Origin of the sequence: Streptomyces sp. NPDC088124 (genome assembly GCF_040685895.1) — a bacterium.
Lineage (GTDB): Bacteria > Actinomycetota > Actinomycetes > Streptomycetales > Streptomycetaceae > Streptomyces.
The window spans coordinates 44,899-62,594 of sequence record NZ_JBFBJB010000017.1; the positions used below are offsets into that span (position 1 = coordinate 44,899).

Sequence of the window (17,696 nt, forward strand, 5' to 3'; positions counted from 1 at the left end):
CCCGGTTCACGTCCGCGCAATCAGCGCGTACGACCCGGTGCCCTCCCGGAACTAGGAGAACCCCTTGAAGCGCGACATCCACCCCGCGTACGTCGAGACCCAGGTCAGCTGCACCTGCGGTGCGTCGTTCACCACCCGCAGCACGATCGAGTCCGGCACCATCCGTGCCGACCTGTGCTCCGAGTGCCACCCGTTCTACACGGGCAAGCAGAAGATCCTCGACACCGGTGGCCGCGTGGCCCGCTTCGAGGCCCGCTTCGGCAAGGCCGCCGGCTCCGCCAAGAAGTAGCGAGCCACCTGCGCCGGTCCTCGGCGCCCCGTATGTGCGGGGCACCGGGACCGGCGCTTTGGCGTCCCGCAGCACTGCCGAAGCACCTGCCGCAGCATCTTCTTAACGCGAGCCACGCGAGACACGTGGGCTACGCGAGTCACGCGAGTCACGCAAGAAACACAGGAGCCCCCGAATGTTCGAGGCGGTCGAGGAACTGATCGGCGAGCACGCCGGTCTGGAGAAGCAGCTCGCCGACCCGTCGGTCCACGCCGATCAGGCCAACGCGCGCAAGCTCAACAAGCGTTACGCCGAGCTGACCCCGATCGTCGCCACGTACCGCTCCTGGAAGCAGACCGGCGAGGACATCACCACGGCCCGTGAGTTCGCGGCCGACACGAGTGATCCTTCCGCTGGGGACTTCGCCACCGAGGCCAAGGCCCTGGAGAAGCAGCGCGAGGAACTGACGGAGAAGCTGCGCCTGCTCCTCGTCCCGCGCGACCCCAGCGACGACAAGGACGTCATCCTTGAGGTCAAGGCCGGCGCGGGCGGCGACGAGTCCGCCCTCTTCGCCGGCGACCTGCTGCGCATGTACCTGAGGTACGCGGAGCGCGTCGGCTGGAAGACCGAGATCATCGACGCCACCGAGTCCGAGCTGGGCGGCTACAAGGACGTCCAGGTCGCCGTCAAGACCAAGGGCGGCAACGGCGCCACCGAGCCCGGACAGGGCGTCTGGGCACGGCTGAAGTACGAGGGCGGCGTGCACCGTGTGCAGCGCGTGCCCTCCACCGAGTCGCAGGGCCGTATCCACACCTCGGCCGCCGGTGTGCTGGTCACGCCCGAGGCCGAGGAGGTCGACGTCGAGATCCACGCCAACGATCTCCGTATCGACGTCTACCGCTCCTCGGGACCCGGCGGCCAGTCCGTCAACACCACCGACTCCGCCGTACGCATCACCCACCTGCCGACCGGAGTCGTCGCCTCCTGCCAGAACGAGAAGAGCCAGCTCCAGAACAAGGAGCAGGCCCTGCGTATCCTGCGCTCGCGGCTGCTCGCCGCGGCCCAGGAGGAGGCGGAGAAGAACGCGGCGGACGCCCGGCGCAGCCAGGTCCGTACCGTCGACCGGTCCGAGAAGATCCGTACGTACAACTTCCCGGAGAACCGGATCTCGGACCACCGCGTCGGTTTCAAGGCGTACAACTTGGACCAGGTGCTCGACGGGGACCTGGACGCGGTCATCCAGGCCTGTGTCGACGCCGACTCCGCCGCGAAGCTAGCAGCCGCCCAGTAACAGGATCCGCGGTCACCGCCCCCGGTGACCGCACTCGCAGTCCGGAGGAACCAGCGTGCAGCCACATTCTGGGGGGCCCAGCGACTCCCAGCGGCGCAGCCTGCTGCTCGCGGAGGTGGCCCAGGCCACCCAGCGGCTGGCCGACGCGGGCGTGCCCTCGCCGCGTTTCGACGCGGAGGAGCTCGCCGCGTACGTGCACGCCGTCAAGCGGGGAGAGCTGCACCGCGTCAAGGACGCGGACTTCGACGCCCGCTACTGGGAGGCCGTGGCGCGCCGTGAGGCCCGCGAACCGCTCCAGCACATCACCGGACGCGCCTTCTTCCGCTATCTGGAGCTCCAGGTGGGCCCCGGTGTCTTCGTGCCCCGCCCGGAGACCGAGTCGGTCGTCGGCTGGGCCATAGACGCCGTACGGGCGATGGACGTCGTCGAGCCCGTCGTGGTCGACCTGTGCTCGGGCTCCGGCGCGATCGCGCTCGCCATGGCACAGGAGGTGCCCCGCTCGCGCGTGCACGCCGTGGAGCTGTCCGAGGAGGCCCTGACCTGGACGCGGAAGAACGCCGAGGGATCCAGGGTCACCGTCCACCAGGGGGACGCCTTGAGCGCCCTGCCCGAACTGGACGGCCAGGTCGATCTGGTCATCTCCAACCCGCCGTACATCCCGCTCACCGAGTGGGAGTACGTGGCCCCCGAGGCCCGTGACCACGACCCGGAGATGGCCCTCTTCTCCGGCGAGGACGGCCTCGACACCATTCGCGGCATCGAACGCACCGCGCACCGGCTGCTGCGGCCCGGCGGCCTCGTCGTCGTCGAGCACGCGGACACGCAGGGCGGCCAGGTCCCGTGGATCTTCAGCGAGGAGTCCGGCTGGGCGGACGCCGCGGACCACCCGGACCTGAACAAGCGCCCGCGCTTCGCCACGGCACGCAAGGCGCTGCCGTGACCCTCTCGGTACCTCACGATCCTTCCGCTTCGATGACCCAGACCGCGATGACCCAGACCGTGTTCGCGCACGAGGAGGCTTCCTAAAATGGCTCGGCGATACGACTGCAACGACGCGACCGACCGCACCACGGGTCTGCGGGAGGCCGCGTCCGCCGTGCGCCGCGGTGAGCTGGTCGTGCTGCCCACCGACACCGTGTACGGGATCGGCGCGGACGCCTTCGGCTCCGAGGCCGTCGCCGATCTGCTGGAGGCCAAGGGCCGGGGCCGCAACATGCCCACGCCCGTCCTGATCGGCTCCCCGAACACCCTGCACGGCCTCGTCACGGACTTCTCCGAGCAGGCGTGGGAACTGGTCGACGCGTTCTGGCCGGGCGCCCTGACCCTGGTCGCCAAGCACCAGCCGTCCCTCCAGTGGGACCTGGGGGACACCCGGGGCACGGTCGCGATCCGGATGCCGCTGCACCCGGTGGCGATCGAGCTGCTCACCGAGGTCGGCCCGATGGCCGTCTCCAGCGCCAACCTCACGGGACACCCGGCCCCCGAGGACTGCGACGCGGCCCAGGAGATGCTCGGGGACTCCGTCTCCGTCTACCTCGACGGCGGCCCGACGCCGGGGAACGTGCCGTCCTCGATCGTGGACGTCACCGGCAAGGTCCCGGTGCTGCTGCGGGCCGGCGCCCTCGACGCGGAGGAACTCCGCAAGGTGGTACCCGACCTCGAGGTGGCCAATTGACCGCCCCTGAGGGGCGTGGCATAGCGGAGACCTCGATCACCGGCACCACCTTCCGCATCCTCCACGTCAGTACCGGCAACGTGTGCCGCTCGCCCATCACCGAGCGGCTCAACCGGCACGCCCTGAGCGCCCGCCTGGGGGAGCGGCTGACCGGTGGCCTGATCGTGGAGAGCGCGGGCACCTGGGGCCACGAGGGCGCCGCCATGGAGGCCAACGCGGAGGCCGTCCTCGCCGACTTCGGGGCGGACGCCTCCGGCTTCGTCGGCCGCGAACTGCTCGACGAGCACGTCATCCGCGCGGACCTCGTCCTCACCGCGACCCGCGACCACCGCGCCCAGGTCATCTCGATGGGCCACTCGGCGGGGCTGCGCACGTTCACGCTGAAGGAGTTCACCCGCCTGGTGCGGGCCATAGACCCGGCGACGCTGCCCGACCCCCTGGACGAGGGCGTCGTGGAGCGCGCCCGCGCCCTGGTGCGCGCCGCGGCGGCGCTCCGCGGCTGGCTGCTGGCGCCGACGGCGGAGGCGGACGAGGTGTACGACCCGTACGGGGCGCCGATCACGTTCTTCCGCTCGATCGGCGAGGAGATCCACCAGGCCCTGGACCCGGTGGTCACGGCGCTCACCGGCGTACCCGCGAAGCCGTAGCCACACCTGATCCGTCCCCGCACCGCCGGGCGGGCCGGGTCTGCCTCCCCGCACCGCCGGGCGCACCGGGTCCCCGCGGCCTACATTGGAAGGCGTCACGCACCGCCGAGGCCCGGAGCCCGTCATGCCGGTCGTCATCGAACCCCACGCGGAGCCTCACGCGGGCCCCCGCCCGGCCCGCAGCGCGCCGGAGGCGGCGCTGGAGGTCCTGCGGCGCCAGGACCCCGAGATGGCCGAGATCATGCTCGGCGAGGCGCGGCGCCAGGCCGACAGCCTGCAGCTCATCGCCGCCGAGAACTTCACCTCGCCCGCCGTGCTCGCGGCGCTCGGCTCCCCGCTCGCCAACAAGTACGCCGAGGGCTACCCCGGCGCCCGCCACCACGGCGGCTGCGAGCTGGTGGACGCCGCCGAGCGGGTCGCCGTCGCGCGGGCCCGGGCGCTGTTCGGGGCCGAGCACGCCAACGTACAGCCGCACTCCGGGTCGTCCGCCGTGCTCGCGGCGTACGCCGCGCTGCTGCGGCCCGGGGACACCGTCCTCGCCATGGGGCTGACGTACGGCGGGCACCTCACGCACGGCTCACCCGTCAACTTCTCGGGGCGCTGGTTCGACTTCGTGGGGTACGGGGTCGACGCGCGGACCGGGCTCATCGACTACGCGCAGGTGCGTCACCTGGCGCGGACGCACCGCCCCAAGGCGCTGGTGTGCGGCTCGATCTCCTATCCGCGCCATATCGACTACGCGGCCTTCAGGGAGATCGCCGACGACGTGGGCGCCTATCTGATCGCCGACGCGGCGCACCCCATCGGGCTGGTCGCCGGGGGCGCTGCGCCCAGCCCCGTGCCGTACGCGGACGTCGTGTGCGCGACGACGCACAAGGTGCTGCGCGGTCCGCGCGGCGGGATGATCCTGTGCGGCGCGGAGTACGCGGAGCGCGTCGACCGCGCCGTGTTCCCGTTCACGCAGGGCGGCGCGCAGATGCACACCATCGCCGCGAAGGCGGTGGCCTTCGGGGAGGCGGCCACTCCGGCGTACGCCACATACGCGCACCAGGTCGTCGCCAACGCGCGGGCGCTGGCCGAGGCGCTGGCCGAGGAGGGGTTCGGGATCACCACGGACGGCACGGACACCCATCTGCTCACCGTCGATCCCGCGCCGCTCGGTGTGGACGGCAGAACCGCCCGCGGCCGGCTCGCGGCGGCGGGCGTGGTGGTGGACACCTGCGCGCTGCCGGCCGCCGACGGGCGTGGCGTACGGCTGGGTACGGCCGCCGTGACCACTCAGGGCATGCGTGAGGGCGAGATGGGGCGGGCGGGGGCCCTCATCGCCTCGGCGGTGCGGGAGGACGCTCAGGGGGCCGCTGGGGCCTCTACGGCTCGCGGTGCGCTCCGTGACACGGTCAGGGAATTGGTGGGCCGTTTCCCGCCGTATCCGACCGTTTCCTGAATGGAACTTTCCGTACGGGGAACCCGTGCAACCGTTCCGCTCCCCTCCGTGTCCTGGCTCATAGGCGACCGGATTTCCGTCCCGAGGTCCGGCGCGGGCTAATGTGTGGGGCTGAGATGGCCAGCGATTCCTGTGGGGCAGCCCGTGCGTGATTACCTGCTGACGCTCTGCGTGACGGCCGCGGTGACCTATTTGCTGACCGGTCCGGTGCGGAAGTTCGCCATCGCGACCGGAGCGATGCCGGAGATCCGCGCCCGCGACGTGCACCGCGAACCGACGCCGAGGCTCGGCGGTATCGCCATGTTCTTCGGCCTGTGCGCCGGACTGCTCGTCGCGGACAACCTGCAGAACCTCAACGGGGTCTTCGAGCTGTCGAACGAACCGCGCGCGCTGCTCTCCGGCGCCGCGCTGATCTGGCTGATCGGTGTCCTGGACGACAAGTTCGAGATCGACGCCCTGATCAAGCTCGGCGCGCAGATGATCGCGGCCGGTGTGATGGTCATGCAGGGGCTGACGATCCTGTGGATCCCGGTGCCCGGTATCGGCACGGTCGCGCTGACCTCGTGGCAGGGCACCCTGCTGACCGTGGCGCTGGTGGTGATCACCATCAACGCGGTCAACTTCGTGGACGGTCTCGACGGTCTCGCGGCCGGCATGGTCTGCATCGCCGCCGCGGCGTTCTTCCTGTACACGTACCGGATCTGGTACGGGTACGGCATCGAGGCGGCGGCCCCCGCGACGCTCTTCGCGGCGATCCTGATCGGCATGTGCGTGGGCTTCCTGCCGCACAACATGCATCCGGCGCGGATCTTCATGGGCGACTCCGGGTCGATGCTGATCGGCCTGGTGCTCGCGGCGGGCGCGATCTCGGTGACCGGCCAGGTCGACCCGGACGCGCTGAAGATCTTCGAGGGGTCGACCCGCCAGGCCACCCACGCGGCGCTGCCGGTCTTCATCCCGCTGCTGCTGCCGCTGACGATCATCGCGATCCCGTTCGCCGACCTCGTGCTGGCGGTCGTACGCCGCACCTGGAACGGCAAGTCGCCGTTCGCCGCCGACCGCGGCCATCTGCACCACCGGCTGCTGGAGATCGGCCACTCGCACAGCAGGTCGGTGCTGATCATGTACTTCTGGTCGGCGCTGATCGCGTTCGGTGTGGTCGCGTACTCGGTGCACTCGGCGTCGATGTGGATCCTGCTGGTCGTGGTGGCGCTGAGCGCGGTGGGCCTGGTCCTGCTGCTGCTGCCGCGCTTCACCCCGCGGGCGCCGCTGTGGGCGCAGGCGTACGTACCGCCGCGCTACCGGCGTCGCAGGCGTACGGCCGCGGCCGTGGAGGCGCCCGAGGCCCTGGAAGGCACGGAGGGGGGAGCGGACGGTGCGGCGGTCGGAGCCGCCTGTGCCCACGCACAGGAGCACGAGCCGGCCGCTGAAGTTCGTACGCCCGTTCCGGCCGGCGTCAACGGGGCGACCGCCATCGGCGCTCGTTCGCGTCTACCCGACCGAAGGAAGGCCGGCTCACGGCAGTGACCTGCCCCTCATTTCCCCCGCTGGGCCCCAATACCAGACAAGATGAACCCTTGTCCTGCACACACGCGCGGGCTCACTCTCATGTGTGACGGTCCGCACACCCCCATGGTAAAGACCTCATCAAATAGTTTGTGATACTGTTCACGAGACCCGGCGACAGAGCCGAAGGACCGTAGTGCGACGGTCCGTTGGCCCGAGAAACTCTCTCTCGGACCGGGCATACGCTCGTCTGTGACGACACCACCTGCCCCACCCATTCAGCGGAGCTGCCGCCATGCCGTCCAACGACGTCCGGAACCTCCTTCACACCGCCGTGCCCACCGCTGCCGTCGGCGTCATCGCCGCGGCCGTCAGTGGTGTGGTCGCGGGCGGCAAGGGGGCGCTGGGAGCCGCGGTCGGCACACTGGTGGTGATCGTTTTCATGGGTATCGGGCTCGTGGTGCTCGAACGCACGGCCAAGTCACTTCCGCACCTTTTCCAGGCGATGGGTCTGATGCTCTACACGGCTCAGCTCCTGTTGCTGGTCATCTTTGTCGGCCTGTTCAAGAACACGACACTGTTCGAACCGAAGGCGTTCGCCTTCACGCTCGTCGTGGCGACCCTCGTCTGGATCGCCGCACAGGCGCGTGCCCACATGAAGGCCAAGATCCTCTACGTCGAACCCGAGTCCTCGACGGCCGGAAAGGCCGAGAAGTCAGGGTCATCGGCGTGAGGGGTAGGGCCGGGATAAGTGCCCGTTCGGGAAACTGCTATCGTCCGGTGCCAACTGCGGCATTGCGGGCGCGGGCATCCGAGCTGACGCCTGTTCCTGCGCGAGGCTCAACGCCCGACCGCTGTTCCCACATCCGTCACACCAGTCCAGTGCCGAACCGCGGCCGCGCGCCGCGCCGACACAACGAGGTTGCCGTACCTATGCGCCATGCTGAAGGAGCCCGCGGTGAGTGCTGACCCGACGCAGGTGCTCGCCTTCGAGACCGACTGCCACATCTTCGACGGTTGTGGCTTTCCGGCACCCGGCCTGCACTCGTTCCTGTTCGAGCCGATCTTCGGCAACGCGGACAGCAACGTGTACTTCAACAAGACGATGCTGCTGGCGCTGCTCGGCTCGATCATCATCGTCGGCTTCTTCTGGGCTGCTTTCGGTAAGCCCAAGGTGGTGCCCGGCAAGCTCCAGATGATCGGTGAGGCCGGCTACGACTTCATCCGGCGCGGCGTCGTCTACGAGACGATCGGCAAGAAGGAAGGCGAGAAGTACGTTCCGCTCGTCGTCTCGCTGTTCTTCTTCGTCTGGATGATGAACCTCTGGTCCGTCATCCCGGTCGCCCAGTTCCCCGTGACCTCGATCATCGCGTACCCGGTCGGCCTGGCCGCCATCGTCTACATCACGTGGGTCTCGCTGACCTTCAAGCGGCACGGCTTCGTCGGTGCCTTCAAGAACTTCACCGGCTACGACAAGTCGCTCGGCCCGGTCCTGGCGCTGTCCATGCCCATCGAGCTCTTCTCGAACCTGCTCGTCCGGCCGTTCACCCACGCGGTGCGACTGTTCGCCAACATGTTCGCGGGCCACACGCTGCTGCTGCTCTTCACGATCGCCAGTTGGTACCTGCTGAACGGGATCGGCATCGCCTACGCCGGTGTCTCGTTCGTGATGGTCATCGTGATGACCGCCTTCGAGCTGTTCATCCAGGCCGTCCAGGCCTATGTGTTCGTCCTCCTGACGTGCAGCTTCATCCAGGGCGCGCTCGCCGAGAGCCACTGAACGCCCACTACTTCAGATCCCGCAGACGTCCGGTGGCCAACCCCCACCGGTCCGTGAAAGAGAAGGAAGAATCAGCATGGCTGCCACTGAGACCCTTGCCGCCGTCACCGGCTCCCTCAGCTCCGTCGGTTACGGTCTTGCCGCCATCGGCCCCGGCGTCGGCGTCGGCATCATCTTCGGTAACGGTACGCAGGCCCTGGCCCGTCAGCCCGAGGCCGCCGGCCTCATCCGCGCCAACCAGATCCTCGGTTTCGCGTTCTGTGAGGCGCTGGCCCTCATCGGCCTGGTCATGCCCTTCGTCTACCCGTAAGACGAACCGCGACCACCAGCTTTTTAGACGAAAGGCACTGATGTGAACCCCATGGTTCAGCTCGCGGCGGAGGAAGCGCAGAACCCGCTGATCCCGCCGATCCCCGAGCTCGTCATCGGCCTGATCGCCTTTGTCATCGTCCTCGGCTTCCTCGCCAAGAAGCTCCTCCCGAACATCAACAAGGTTCTGGACGAGCGGCGCGAGGCCATCGAGGGCGGGATCGAGCAGGCGGAGGCCGCCAAGACCGAGGCCCAGAGCGTCCTGGAGCAGTACAAGGCCCAGCTCGCCGAGGCCCGGCACGAGGCCGCCCGGCTCCGTCAGGAGGCGACCGAGCAGGGCACCGCCATCATCCAGGAGATGAAGGCGGAAGGGCAGCGGCAGCGGGAAGAGATCATCGCCGCCGGGCACGCCCAGATCGAGGCGGACCGCAAGGCCGCGGCCAGCGCGCTCCGTCAGGACGTGGGCAAGCTCGCCACCGACCTGGCCGGCAAGCTCGTCGGCGAGTCCCTTGAGGACTCCGCCCGGCAGAGCCGCACCATCGACCGCTTCCTCGACGAGCTCGAGGACGGCGCTTCGAAGGCCGAGGCCACCCGATGACGGTGCGCGGGGCGAGCCGCGAGGCGCAGTCCGCCGCACGTGAGCGTCTCGACGCGCTGACCGACTCCACGTCGGTCGACGCCGCGAAGCTCGCGGACGAGCTGGCCGCCGTCACCGCGCTGCTCCACCGTGAGGTGTCGCTGCGCCGGGTCCTGACCGACCCGGCACGGACCGGCGAGTCCAAGGCCGAGCTGGCCGGGTCGCTGCTGCGCGGCCAGGTGGGCGGTTCCACCGCCGACCTGGTCACCGGCATGGTCCGCAGCCGCTGGTCGCAGCCGCGCGACCTGGTCGACTCGATCGAGGAGCTCGCCTCCATCGCCGAGCTGACCGACGCGCAGCGGGCCGGCGGTCTGGACGACGTCGAGGACGAGCTGTTCCGGTTCGGCCGGATCGTCGAGTCCAGCCCCGCGCTGCGCGCCGCGCTCACCGACCAGTCGGCGACGGCCACCGCCAAGACCGGGCTGCTGCGCAGCCTGCTCGGCGGCCGGGCCAATCCGGCCACGGAACGCCTGGTAGTGCGTCTTGTGACGCTGCCCCGGGGACGTAGCCTGGAAGCGGGTCTCCAGACCCTCTCCCGGCTCGCCGCGGCGCGCCGGGACCGGATGGTCGCCGTCGTGACCTCGGCGGTACCGCTCACCGAGGGGCAGAAGCGGCGCCTCGGCGCGGCACTGGCCAAGCTGTACGGCCACCCGATGCACCTCAACCTCGACGTGGACCCCGAGGTCCTCGGCGGGGTGTCGGTCCGCGTCGGTGACGAGGTCGTCAACGGCACGGTCGCGGAGCGTCTCGACGAGGCGACCCGGCGGCTGGCCGGCTGACGCCGGCAGGTTTTCAGAGTTACAGAGCGACAGAGCAGGACAGCGGCCCGGTTGGGCCGTGCAGAGAATTGCAGAAGATTCCTGGGGGTCGCCCCCAGAGGCAAGAACGCAGACCCCCAAGAAACTTCGGGCCCAACAAGGAGAGCAGGGAACCCAGATGGCGGAGCTCACGATCCGGCCGGAGGAGATCCGGGACGCGCTGGAGAACTTTGTCCAGTCGTACAAGCCGGACGCGGCCTCGCGCGAGGAGGTCGGTACGGTCAGCGTGGCCGGCGACGGTATCGCCAAGGTCGAGGGACTTCCCTCGGCCATGGCGAACGAGCTGCTGAAGTTCGAGGACGGCACCCTCGGTCTCGCCCTCAACCTCGAGGAGCGCGAGATCGGTGCGATCGTCCTCGGTGAGTTCAGCGGTATCGAGGAGGGGCAGCCGGTCACCCGTACCGGCGAGGTCCTCTCCGTGGCGGTCGGCGAGGGATACCTCGGTCGCGTCGTCGACCCCCTCGGCAACCCGATCGACGGCCTCGGCGAGATCGCGACCGAGGGCCGCCGCGCCCTCGAACTGCAGGCCCCCGGCGTCATGGTCCGCAAGTCGGTCCACGAGCCGATGCAGACCGGCTACAAGGCCGTCGACGCCATGGTGCCGATCGGCCGCGGCCAGCGCCAGCTCATCATCGGCGACCGCCAGACCGGCAAGACCGCCCTGGCCGTCGACACGATCATCAACCAGCGTGACAACTGGCGCTCCGGCGACACGAAGAAGCAGGTCCGCTGCATCTACGTCGCCATCGGCCAGAAGGGCTCCACCATCGCGTCCGTGCGCGGTGCCCTGGAGGAGGCCGGCGCGCTGGAGTACACGACCATCGTCGCCGCCCCCGCGTCCGACCCGGCCGGCTTCAAGTACCTGGCGCCGTACACCGGTTCGGCCATCGGCCAGCACTGGATGTACGAGGGCAAGCACGTCCTCATCATCTTCGACGACCTCTCGAAGCAGGCCGACGCCTACCGCGCCGTCTCCCTGCTGCTGCGCCGCCCGCCGGGCCGTGAGGCGTACCCGGGCGACGTCTTCTACCTGCACTCGCGTCTGCTGGAGCGCTGCGCCAAGCTCTCCGACGAGCTGGGCGCCGGTTCGATGACGGGTCTGCCGATCGTCGAGACGAAGGCCAACGACGTCTCCGCGTTCATCCCGACCAACGTCATCTCCATCACCGACGGCCAGTGCTTCCTGGAGTCCGACCTCTTCAACGCCGGCCAGCGGCCCGCGCTGAACGTCGGTATCTCGGTCTCCCGTGTCGGTGGCTCCGCCCAGCACAAGGCCATGAAGCAGGTCTCAGGCCGGCTCCGCGTGGACCTCGCCCAGTACCGCGAGCTGGAGGCGTTCGCGTCCTTCGGTTCCGACCTGGACGCGGCCTCGAAGGCGTCGCTGGAGCGCGGCAAGCGCATGGTCGAGCTGCTGAAGCAGCCCCAGTACGCGCCGTACCCGATGGAGGAGCAGGTCGTCTCCGTCTGGGCCGGCACCACCGGTCGGATGGACGACGTACCGGTCGAGGACATCCGCCGCTTCGAGAGCGAGCTGCTGGAGCACCTGCGCCGTGAGCGCAAGGAGCTGCTGACCAGCATCGCCGAGGGCGGCAAGATGTCCGACGACACGCTGCAGTCCGTCGGGGACGCCATCGCCGCCTTCAAGCGGCAGTTCGAGACGTCGGACGGGCAGCTCCTCGGGGACGACGCGCCGGCCGTCAACGCCTCCAAGTGACGACGGAAGGGACCTGACTCATGGGAGCCCAGCTCCGGGTCTACAAGCGTCGCATCAAATCCGTCACCGCGACCAAGAAGATCACCAAGGCGATGGAGATGATCGCCGCCTCGCGCATCGTCAAGGCGCAGCGCCAGGTGGCGGCATCGACGCCGTACGCGACCGAGCTCACCCGCGCGGTGACCGCGGTGGCGACCGGCTCCACGACCAAGCACCCCCTGACGACCGAGGTCGAGCGTCCGACCCGGGCCGCGGTCCTGCTCATCACGAGCGACCGCGGTCTGGCCGGCGGCTACTCCTCGAACGCGATCAAGGCGGCCGAGCGTCTGACGAGCCGGCTCATCAATGAGCGCAAGGACGTCGAGACCTACATCGTGGGTCGCAAGGGAGTCGCGTACTACGGCTTCCGTGAGCGTCCGGTCGCGGACTCGTGGACGGGCTTCACGGACAACCCCACCTACGCCGACGCGAAGGCGGTGGCCGCCCCGCTCATCGAGGCGATCACCAAGGACACGACGCACGGCGGGGTGGACGAGATCCACATCGTCTTCACCGAGTTCATCTCGATGATGACGCAGACCCCGATCGAGAACCGGCTGCTGCCGCTGGCGCTCACCCCGAGCACCGCGGAGGAGTCCGCCGAGGTCCTCAAGCGGGGGGCCGAGGTCCTGCCGCTGTTCGACTTCGAGCCGTCGGCGGAGGACGTCCTCGACGCCCTGCTGCCGCGCTACGTCGAGAGCCGTATCTACAACGCGCTGCTCCAGGCCGCCGCTTCCAAGCACGCTGCCACCCGTCGCGCGATGAAGTCGGCGACCGACAACGCCGGGGATCTCATCAAGAGCCTCTCCCGGCTTGCCAACGCGGCCCGCCAGGCCGAAATCACCCAGGAAATCAGCGAGATCGTCGGTGGCGCGAGCGCCCTGGCCGACGCGACCGCGGGGAGTGAAAATTAATGACGACCACAGTTGAGGCGGCCACCCCGGGGAGCACGGCCGCGGGCCGCGTATCCCGGGTCATCGGCCCGGTCGTCGACGTGGAGTTCCCCGTCGACGCGATGCCGGAGATCTACAACGCGCTGCACGTCGAGGTGGCCGACCCGGCCGAGGACGGCAAGCTCAAGACGCTGACCCTCGAAGTCGCCCAGCACCTGGGCGAGGGCCTGGTCCGCGCGGTCTCGATGCAGCCCACCGACGGTCTGGTCCGCCAGGCCCCGGTGACCGACACGGGCAACGGCATCACGGTGCCCGTCGGTGACATCACCAAGGGCAAGGTGTTCAACACCCTCGGTCAGATCCTGAACGAGCCGGAGGCCGAGGCGCAGGTCACCGAGCGCTGGCCGATCCACCGCAAGGCCCCGGCCTTCGACCAGCTCGAGTCGAAGACCGAGATGTTCGAGACCGGCCTGAAGGTCGTCGACCTGCTGACCCCGTACGTCAAGGGCGGCAAGATCGGTCTGTTCGGTGGTGCGGGCGTCGGCAAGACGGTCCTCATCCAGGAAATGATCATGCGTGTGGCCAAGCTGCACGACGGTGTCTCGGTGTTCGCCGGTGTCGGTGAGCGCACGCGTGAGGGCAACGACCTCATCGACGAGATGACCGACTCGGGCGTGCTGGACAAGACCGCGCTGGTCTTCGGCCAGATGGACGAGCCGCCGGGGACCCGTCTGCGGGTGGCGCTCTCGGCGCTGACCATGGCGGAGTACTTCCGCGATGTGCAGAAGCAGGACGTGCTGCTCTTCATCGACAACATCTTCCGCTTCACCCAGGCCGGTTCCGAGGTCTCCACGCTGCTCGGCCGCATGCCGTCCGCGGTGGGGTACCAGCCGACCCTGGCGGACGAGATGGGTGTGCTCCAGGAGCGCATCACGTCGACCCGTGGTCACTCGATCACCTCGATGCAGGCGATCTACGTGCCCGCGGACGACCTGACCGACCCGGCCCCGGCCACGACGTTCGCGCACCTCGACGCGACGACCGTGCTGTCGCGTCCGATCTCGGAGAAGGGCATCTACCCGGCGGTGGACCCGCTGGACTCGACGTCCCGCATCCTGGACCCGCGGTACATCTCGCAGGAGCACTACGACGCGGCCAGCCGCGTCAAGGGGATCCTGCAGAAGAACAAGGACCTCCAGGACATCATCGCGATCCTCGGTATCGACGAGCTGGGCGAGGAGGACAAGCTCGTCGTCCACCGTGCCCGTCGCGTCGAGCGCTTCCTGTCGCAGAACACCCACGCCGCCAAGCAGTTCACCGGCCTGGACGGTTCCGACGTGCCGCTCGACGAGTCGATCGCCGCGTTCAACGCGATCTGCGAAGGGGAGTACGACCACTTCCCCGAGCAGGCGTTCTTCATGTGCGGTGGCCTGGACGACCTGAAGGCCAAGGCCAAGGAACTCGGCGTTTCCTGAGCCTCTGGTTCAGGGAGGGGGGCGGGTTCGTCCCGCCCCCCCTCCGATGCCCTCATCGACACCCCATAGAATTGAAGCCAACACCCGGCGATACGGCCGGGTGGTGACCCGAGGAGCCACCCATGGCTGCTGAGCTGCATGTCGAGCTGGTCGCCGCGGACCGCAGTGTCTGGTCCGGCGAGGCCACGCTGGTCGTCGCGCGTACCACCTCCGGCGACATCGGCGTCATGCCCGGTCACCAGCCGCTGCTCGGTGTGCTGGAGTCGGGCCCGGTGACCATTCGTACGAGTGACGGCGCAACGGTCGTGGCGGCTGTCCACGGCGGTTTCCTGTCGTTCGCCGACAACAAGCTCTCGCTGCTCGCGGAGATCGCCGAGCTGGCGGACGAGATCGACACCCAGCGCGCGGAGCTGGCGCTGGAGCGTGCCAAGTCGGGCGAGGACGACGCCGCCGAGCGTCGCGCCGCCGTCCGGCTGCGTGCGGTGGCGGCCCATTAAGGGTCGTCGCAACGGATTCACCCTCAGCCGCGGCTCGCTCCGGACCCCTCCGGACCGGGTCGCGGCTGAGGCGATGCGGGTGCGGTACAGCGGTATGCGGTTCCTGTTCCGGTAACTGGATGAGGCGAGGAGGTCGGTGTTGATGGTCCTCGCTCTGCTTGTCTGCGGACTGGTCGTCGTACTGGTTGCGGTGGGGCTCTTCGTCTTCGGACTGCGCCGGCGGCTGATCCAGCGTTCCGGTGGCACCTTCGACTGCAGTCTGCGGTGGAACGTTCCAGAGGAGCCGGATCTCTCCGGCAAGGGCTGGGTGTACGGGGTCGCCCGCTACAACAGCGACCGCATCAACTGGTTCCGGGTCTTCTCGTACGCGCCGCGCCCCCGCCGTACGCTGGAGCGCTCCGCCATCGAGGTGCTGGCCCGCCGCGCCCCCGAGGGCGAGGAGGAGCTGGCGCTCCTCTCCGACGCGGTGATCCTGGGCTGTACGCACGACGGCGTCAAGCTGGAGCTGGCGATGAGTGACGACGCGCTCACGGGCTTTCTGGCCTGGCTGGAGGCGGCGCCGCCGGGACAGCGTGTGAACGTCGCCTGAGCAGGACGTCGCCGGTGCGGAAGGCACCGGAGCGGTGGGCGCCTGAGCAGGACGTCGCCCGTGCGGACGGTCGCTCCACGGGCGTGGGAGAGGGGCGGCACCGCGTGCGCGGCACCGCCCCTGTGGTGCGTGGTCGTCCTCCGTGCGATCGAGCGGTCAGCCGAGTCCGCTGTTGATCGCCGTCACCAGTTCACCGTCGGCCGTGTCCCCGGTGAAGTCCCAGAAGAACGCGCCGCCCAGGCTCTGCTGGTTGGCCCAGGCCATCTTGGACCGGATCGTCGCCGGGGTGTCGTAGCTCCACCAGTTCGTGCCGCAGTACGCGTACGCCGTACCGCCGACCGTGCCGTTGGCCGGGCAGCTGGTCTTGAGCACCTTGTAGTCCTCGATGCCCGCCTCGTACCTGCCGGGCGCCGGTCCGGTCGCGGTGCCGCCCGGGGCGGCCTGGGTGACCCCGGTCCAGCCGCGTCCGTAGAAGCCGATGCCGAGCAGCAGCTTCTTCGCCGGCACGCCCTGCGCCTTGAACTTGGCGATCGCCTCGGCGGAGTTGAAGCCCGCCTGCGGGATGCCCGGGTACGAGGTGAGCGGGGAGTGCGGGGCCGTCGGGCCCTGCGCGGAGAAGGCGCCGAAGAAGTCGTACGTCATGACGTTGAACCAGTCCATGTACTGGGCCGCGCCCGCGTAGTCGACCTTGTCGATCTTTCCACCGGCCGAGGCGTCCGCCGTGACGGCGGCGGTGACCAGGTTGTTCGCGCCGAACTTGGCGCGCATCGCCTGCATCATGTTCTTGAAGACGGCCGGACCGCTGGTGTCGCAGGACAGGCCGCACCCGTTCGGGTACTCCCAGTCCAGGTCGATGCCGTCGAACACGTCGGCCCAGCGCGGGTCCTCCACCAGGTCGTAACAGGACTGCGCGAAGGCGGCCGGGTTCTGCATGGCCTGGCCGAAGCCGCCGGACCAGGTCCAGCCGCCGAAGGACCAGAGGACCTTGATGTTCGGGTTCTTGGCCTTGAGCTTGCGCAGCTGGTTGAAGTTGCCGCGCAGCGGCTGGTCCCACGTGTCGGCGACGCCGTCGACGGACTGGTCGGCGGTGTACGCCTTGTCGGTCGCGGCGTAGCTGTCACCCATGACGCACTTGCCGCCGGTGACGTTGCCGAACGAGTAGTTGATGTGCGTGATCTTGCTCGCCGACCCCGACGTCACCAGGTTCTTGACGTGGTAGTTCCGGTCGTAGACGCCCCACTCGGTGAAGTAGCCGAGCTTGACCTTGGCGCCCGGGTTGCCCGGGTCGGTGGAGCCGGTCGTACGGACCGCGCGGGCGCCGCTGACGGGGCCCGTCTGGTCGGCGGTGTCCCGTGCCTGGACGGTGTACGAGTAGTCCGTGCCCGCGCTCAGTCCGGTGTCCGTGTACGTCGTGCCGGTGACGGTGGCGACCTTGGCGCCGCCGCGCAGCACGTCGTAGTTCTTGATGCCCTTGTCGTCGGTGGCCGCGCTCCAGCTCAGCTTGACCGAGGTGTTGGTGATGTCGCTCGCGGTCGGGGTGCCCGGGGCGGAGGGCGGGTTGTCGCCGGGCACGCTGGGACCGCCGTCGCAGGAGGCGCCGTTGAGCTTGCAGCCGGTGGGGGAGCCCGTGCCGGAGCCGTTGAAGCCGAAGCTGATCGAGGCGCCGGCCGCGAGCGTCCCGTTCCAGGACTTGTTCTTCGCGGTCCAGTGGTTGCCGGAGCCGGTGATGTCGGCGTCCCAGCCGGAGGTGACGGCGGTGCCGGAGGGGAAGTCCCACTCCACCGTCCACGAGCTGAGGGCGGTGGTTCCGGTGTTCTTCACCGTCCACTTGCCCTCGAAGCCGGTGCCCCAGTCGGAGACCTTGGTGTACGTGGCGGTGGCGGAGGTGGCGGCCTGGGCCGGGGTGGCCAGACCGACCAGGGCCGCGAGGGGGAGCAGCAGGGCGGTCAGGGCGGCGACGCCGCGGGAACCGCGTCTGCCTCTGTCTCTGCCCCGGTCTCTCTCTCCGGGTCTGTGGGGATGGGGGATGCGTCGGGTGTTCAAGGCGTGCTCCTGGGGTGAGGACCGGAGTACGTACGGGACGTGAGCACACACCGCAGGGCTCACCGCAGTGT

The 17,696-nt window shown here is 69.3% G+C and carries 18 protein-coding genes; 17 read left to right on the forward strand and 1 reads right to left on the reverse strand.

The genetic code is table 11. From position 1 onward, the window contains the following. Window positions 1-64: 64 nt before the first annotated feature. From rpmE to AB0P17_RS16175, 17 genes are all read left to right on the forward strand, one after another. Window positions 65-289: a 50S ribosomal protein L31 gene (gene rpmE / locus AB0P17_RS16095; protein ID WP_365811372.1), complete on the forward strand. Its 225-nt coding sequence runs from the start codon at window positions 65-67 to the stop codon at window positions 287-289. A 175-nt stretch (window positions 290-464) separates the two neighbouring features. After that, on the forward strand, window positions 465-1,559 hold the full coding sequence (prfA, locus tag AB0P17_RS16100) for a peptide chain release factor 1 (RefSeq protein ID WP_365811374.1): 1,095 nt from the start codon (window positions 465-467) through the stop codon (window positions 1,557-1,559). A gap of 55 nt (window positions 1,560-1,614) precedes the next feature. Further along, window positions 1,615-2,499, forward strand: coding sequence for a peptide chain release factor N(5)-glutamine methyltransferase (prmC, locus tag AB0P17_RS16105; protein ID WP_365811375.1), 885 nt, complete (start codon window positions 1,615-1,617; stop codon window positions 2,497-2,499). A gap of 87 nt (window positions 2,500-2,586) precedes the next feature. After that, window positions 2,587-3,234: an L-threonylcarbamoyladenylate synthase gene (locus tag AB0P17_RS16110; protein WP_365811377.1), complete on the forward strand. Its 648-nt coding sequence runs from the start codon at window positions 2,587-2,589 to the stop codon at window positions 3,232-3,234. Further along, window positions 3,231-3,881, forward strand: coding sequence for a protein-tyrosine-phosphatase (locus AB0P17_RS16115; protein WP_365811379.1), 651 nt, complete (start codon window positions 3,231-3,233; stop codon window positions 3,879-3,881). The genes AB0P17_RS16110 and AB0P17_RS16115 overlap by 4 nt, the downstream gene beginning before the upstream one ends. A gap of 124 nt (window positions 3,882-4,005) precedes the next feature. Continuing rightward, entirely contained in the window at window positions 4,006-5,325 is a 1,320-nt protein-coding gene (locus AB0P17_RS16120; RefSeq protein WP_365811381.1) for a serine hydroxymethyltransferase, read from the forward strand. 144 nt (window positions 5,326-5,469) lie between these two features. Then, window positions 5,470-6,852 carry an MraY family glycosyltransferase gene (locus AB0P17_RS16125; RefSeq protein WP_365811382.1) on the forward strand — a complete coding sequence of 461 codons (1,383 nt, stop codon included), beginning with the start codon at window positions 5,470-5,472 and terminating at the stop codon, window positions 6,850-6,852. Between the two features lie 274 nt (window positions 6,853-7,126). Next, entirely contained in the window at window positions 7,127-7,564 is a 438-nt protein-coding gene (locus tag AB0P17_RS16130; protein ID WP_365811384.1) for a hypothetical protein, read from the forward strand. A gap of 225 nt (window positions 7,565-7,789) precedes the next feature. Next, window positions 7,790-8,611 (forward strand): F0F1 ATP synthase subunit A, encoded by an 822-nt coding sequence (gene atpB / locus AB0P17_RS16135; RefSeq protein ID WP_365811386.1) that lies wholly within the window; start codon window positions 7,790-7,792, stop codon window positions 8,609-8,611. 76 nt (window positions 8,612-8,687) lie between these two features. After that, the gene (gene atpE, locus AB0P17_RS16140; RefSeq protein ID WP_329829493.1) at window positions 8,688-8,921 is read left to right on the forward strand and encodes an ATP synthase F0 subunit C; all 234 of its coding nucleotides are present in this window, start codon (window positions 8,688-8,690) and stop codon (window positions 8,919-8,921) included. A 42-nt stretch (window positions 8,922-8,963) separates the two neighbouring features. Beyond that, on the forward strand, window positions 8,964-9,518 hold the full coding sequence (locus tag AB0P17_RS16145) for a F0F1 ATP synthase subunit B (RefSeq protein ID WP_365811387.1): 555 nt from the start codon (window positions 8,964-8,966) through the stop codon (window positions 9,516-9,518). A gap of 2 nt (window positions 9,519-9,520) precedes the next feature. Next, window positions 9,521-10,336: a F0F1 ATP synthase subunit delta gene (locus AB0P17_RS16150; protein WP_365811534.1), complete on the forward strand. Its 816-nt coding sequence runs from the start codon at window positions 9,521-9,523 to the stop codon at window positions 10,334-10,336. A gap of 157 nt (window positions 10,337-10,493) precedes the next feature. Then, the gene (gene atpA / locus AB0P17_RS16155) at window positions 10,494-12,089 is read left to right on the forward strand and encodes a F0F1 ATP synthase subunit alpha (protein ID WP_365811389.1); all 1,596 of its coding nucleotides are present in this window, start codon (window positions 10,494-10,496) and stop codon (window positions 12,087-12,089) included. A gap of 20 nt (window positions 12,090-12,109) precedes the next feature. Beyond that, window positions 12,110-13,042, forward strand: a complete 933-nt coding sequence (locus tag AB0P17_RS16160) for a F0F1 ATP synthase subunit gamma (RefSeq protein ID WP_365811391.1) — start codon at window positions 12,110-12,112, stop codon at window positions 13,040-13,042. After that, window positions 13,042-14,496: a F0F1 ATP synthase subunit beta gene (gene atpD / locus AB0P17_RS16165; protein WP_365811393.1), complete on the forward strand. Its 1,455-nt coding sequence runs from the start codon at window positions 13,042-13,044 to the stop codon at window positions 14,494-14,496. The genes AB0P17_RS16160 and atpD overlap by 1 nt, the downstream gene beginning before the upstream one ends. Before the next feature lie 122 nt (window positions 14,497-14,618). Continuing rightward, a complete protein-coding gene (locus AB0P17_RS16170) occupies window positions 14,619-14,993 on the forward strand; it encodes a F0F1 ATP synthase subunit epsilon (protein ID WP_365811395.1) in 375 nt (124 codons plus the stop codon). A 142-nt stretch (window positions 14,994-15,135) separates the two neighbouring features. Beyond that, on the forward strand, window positions 15,136-15,582 hold the full coding sequence (locus AB0P17_RS16175; RefSeq protein ID WP_365811397.1) for a DUF2550 domain-containing protein: 447 nt from the start codon (window positions 15,136-15,138) through the stop codon (window positions 15,580-15,582). Window positions 15,583-15,738: 156 nt separating this feature from the next. Here AB0P17_RS16175 and AB0P17_RS16180 read toward each other — a convergent pair whose 3' ends face one another. Then, entirely contained in the window at window positions 15,739-17,532 is a 1,794-nt protein-coding gene (locus AB0P17_RS16180) for a glycoside hydrolase family 18 chitinase (RefSeq protein WP_365811535.1), read from the reverse strand. Window positions 17,533-17,696 lie beyond the last annotated feature (164 nt).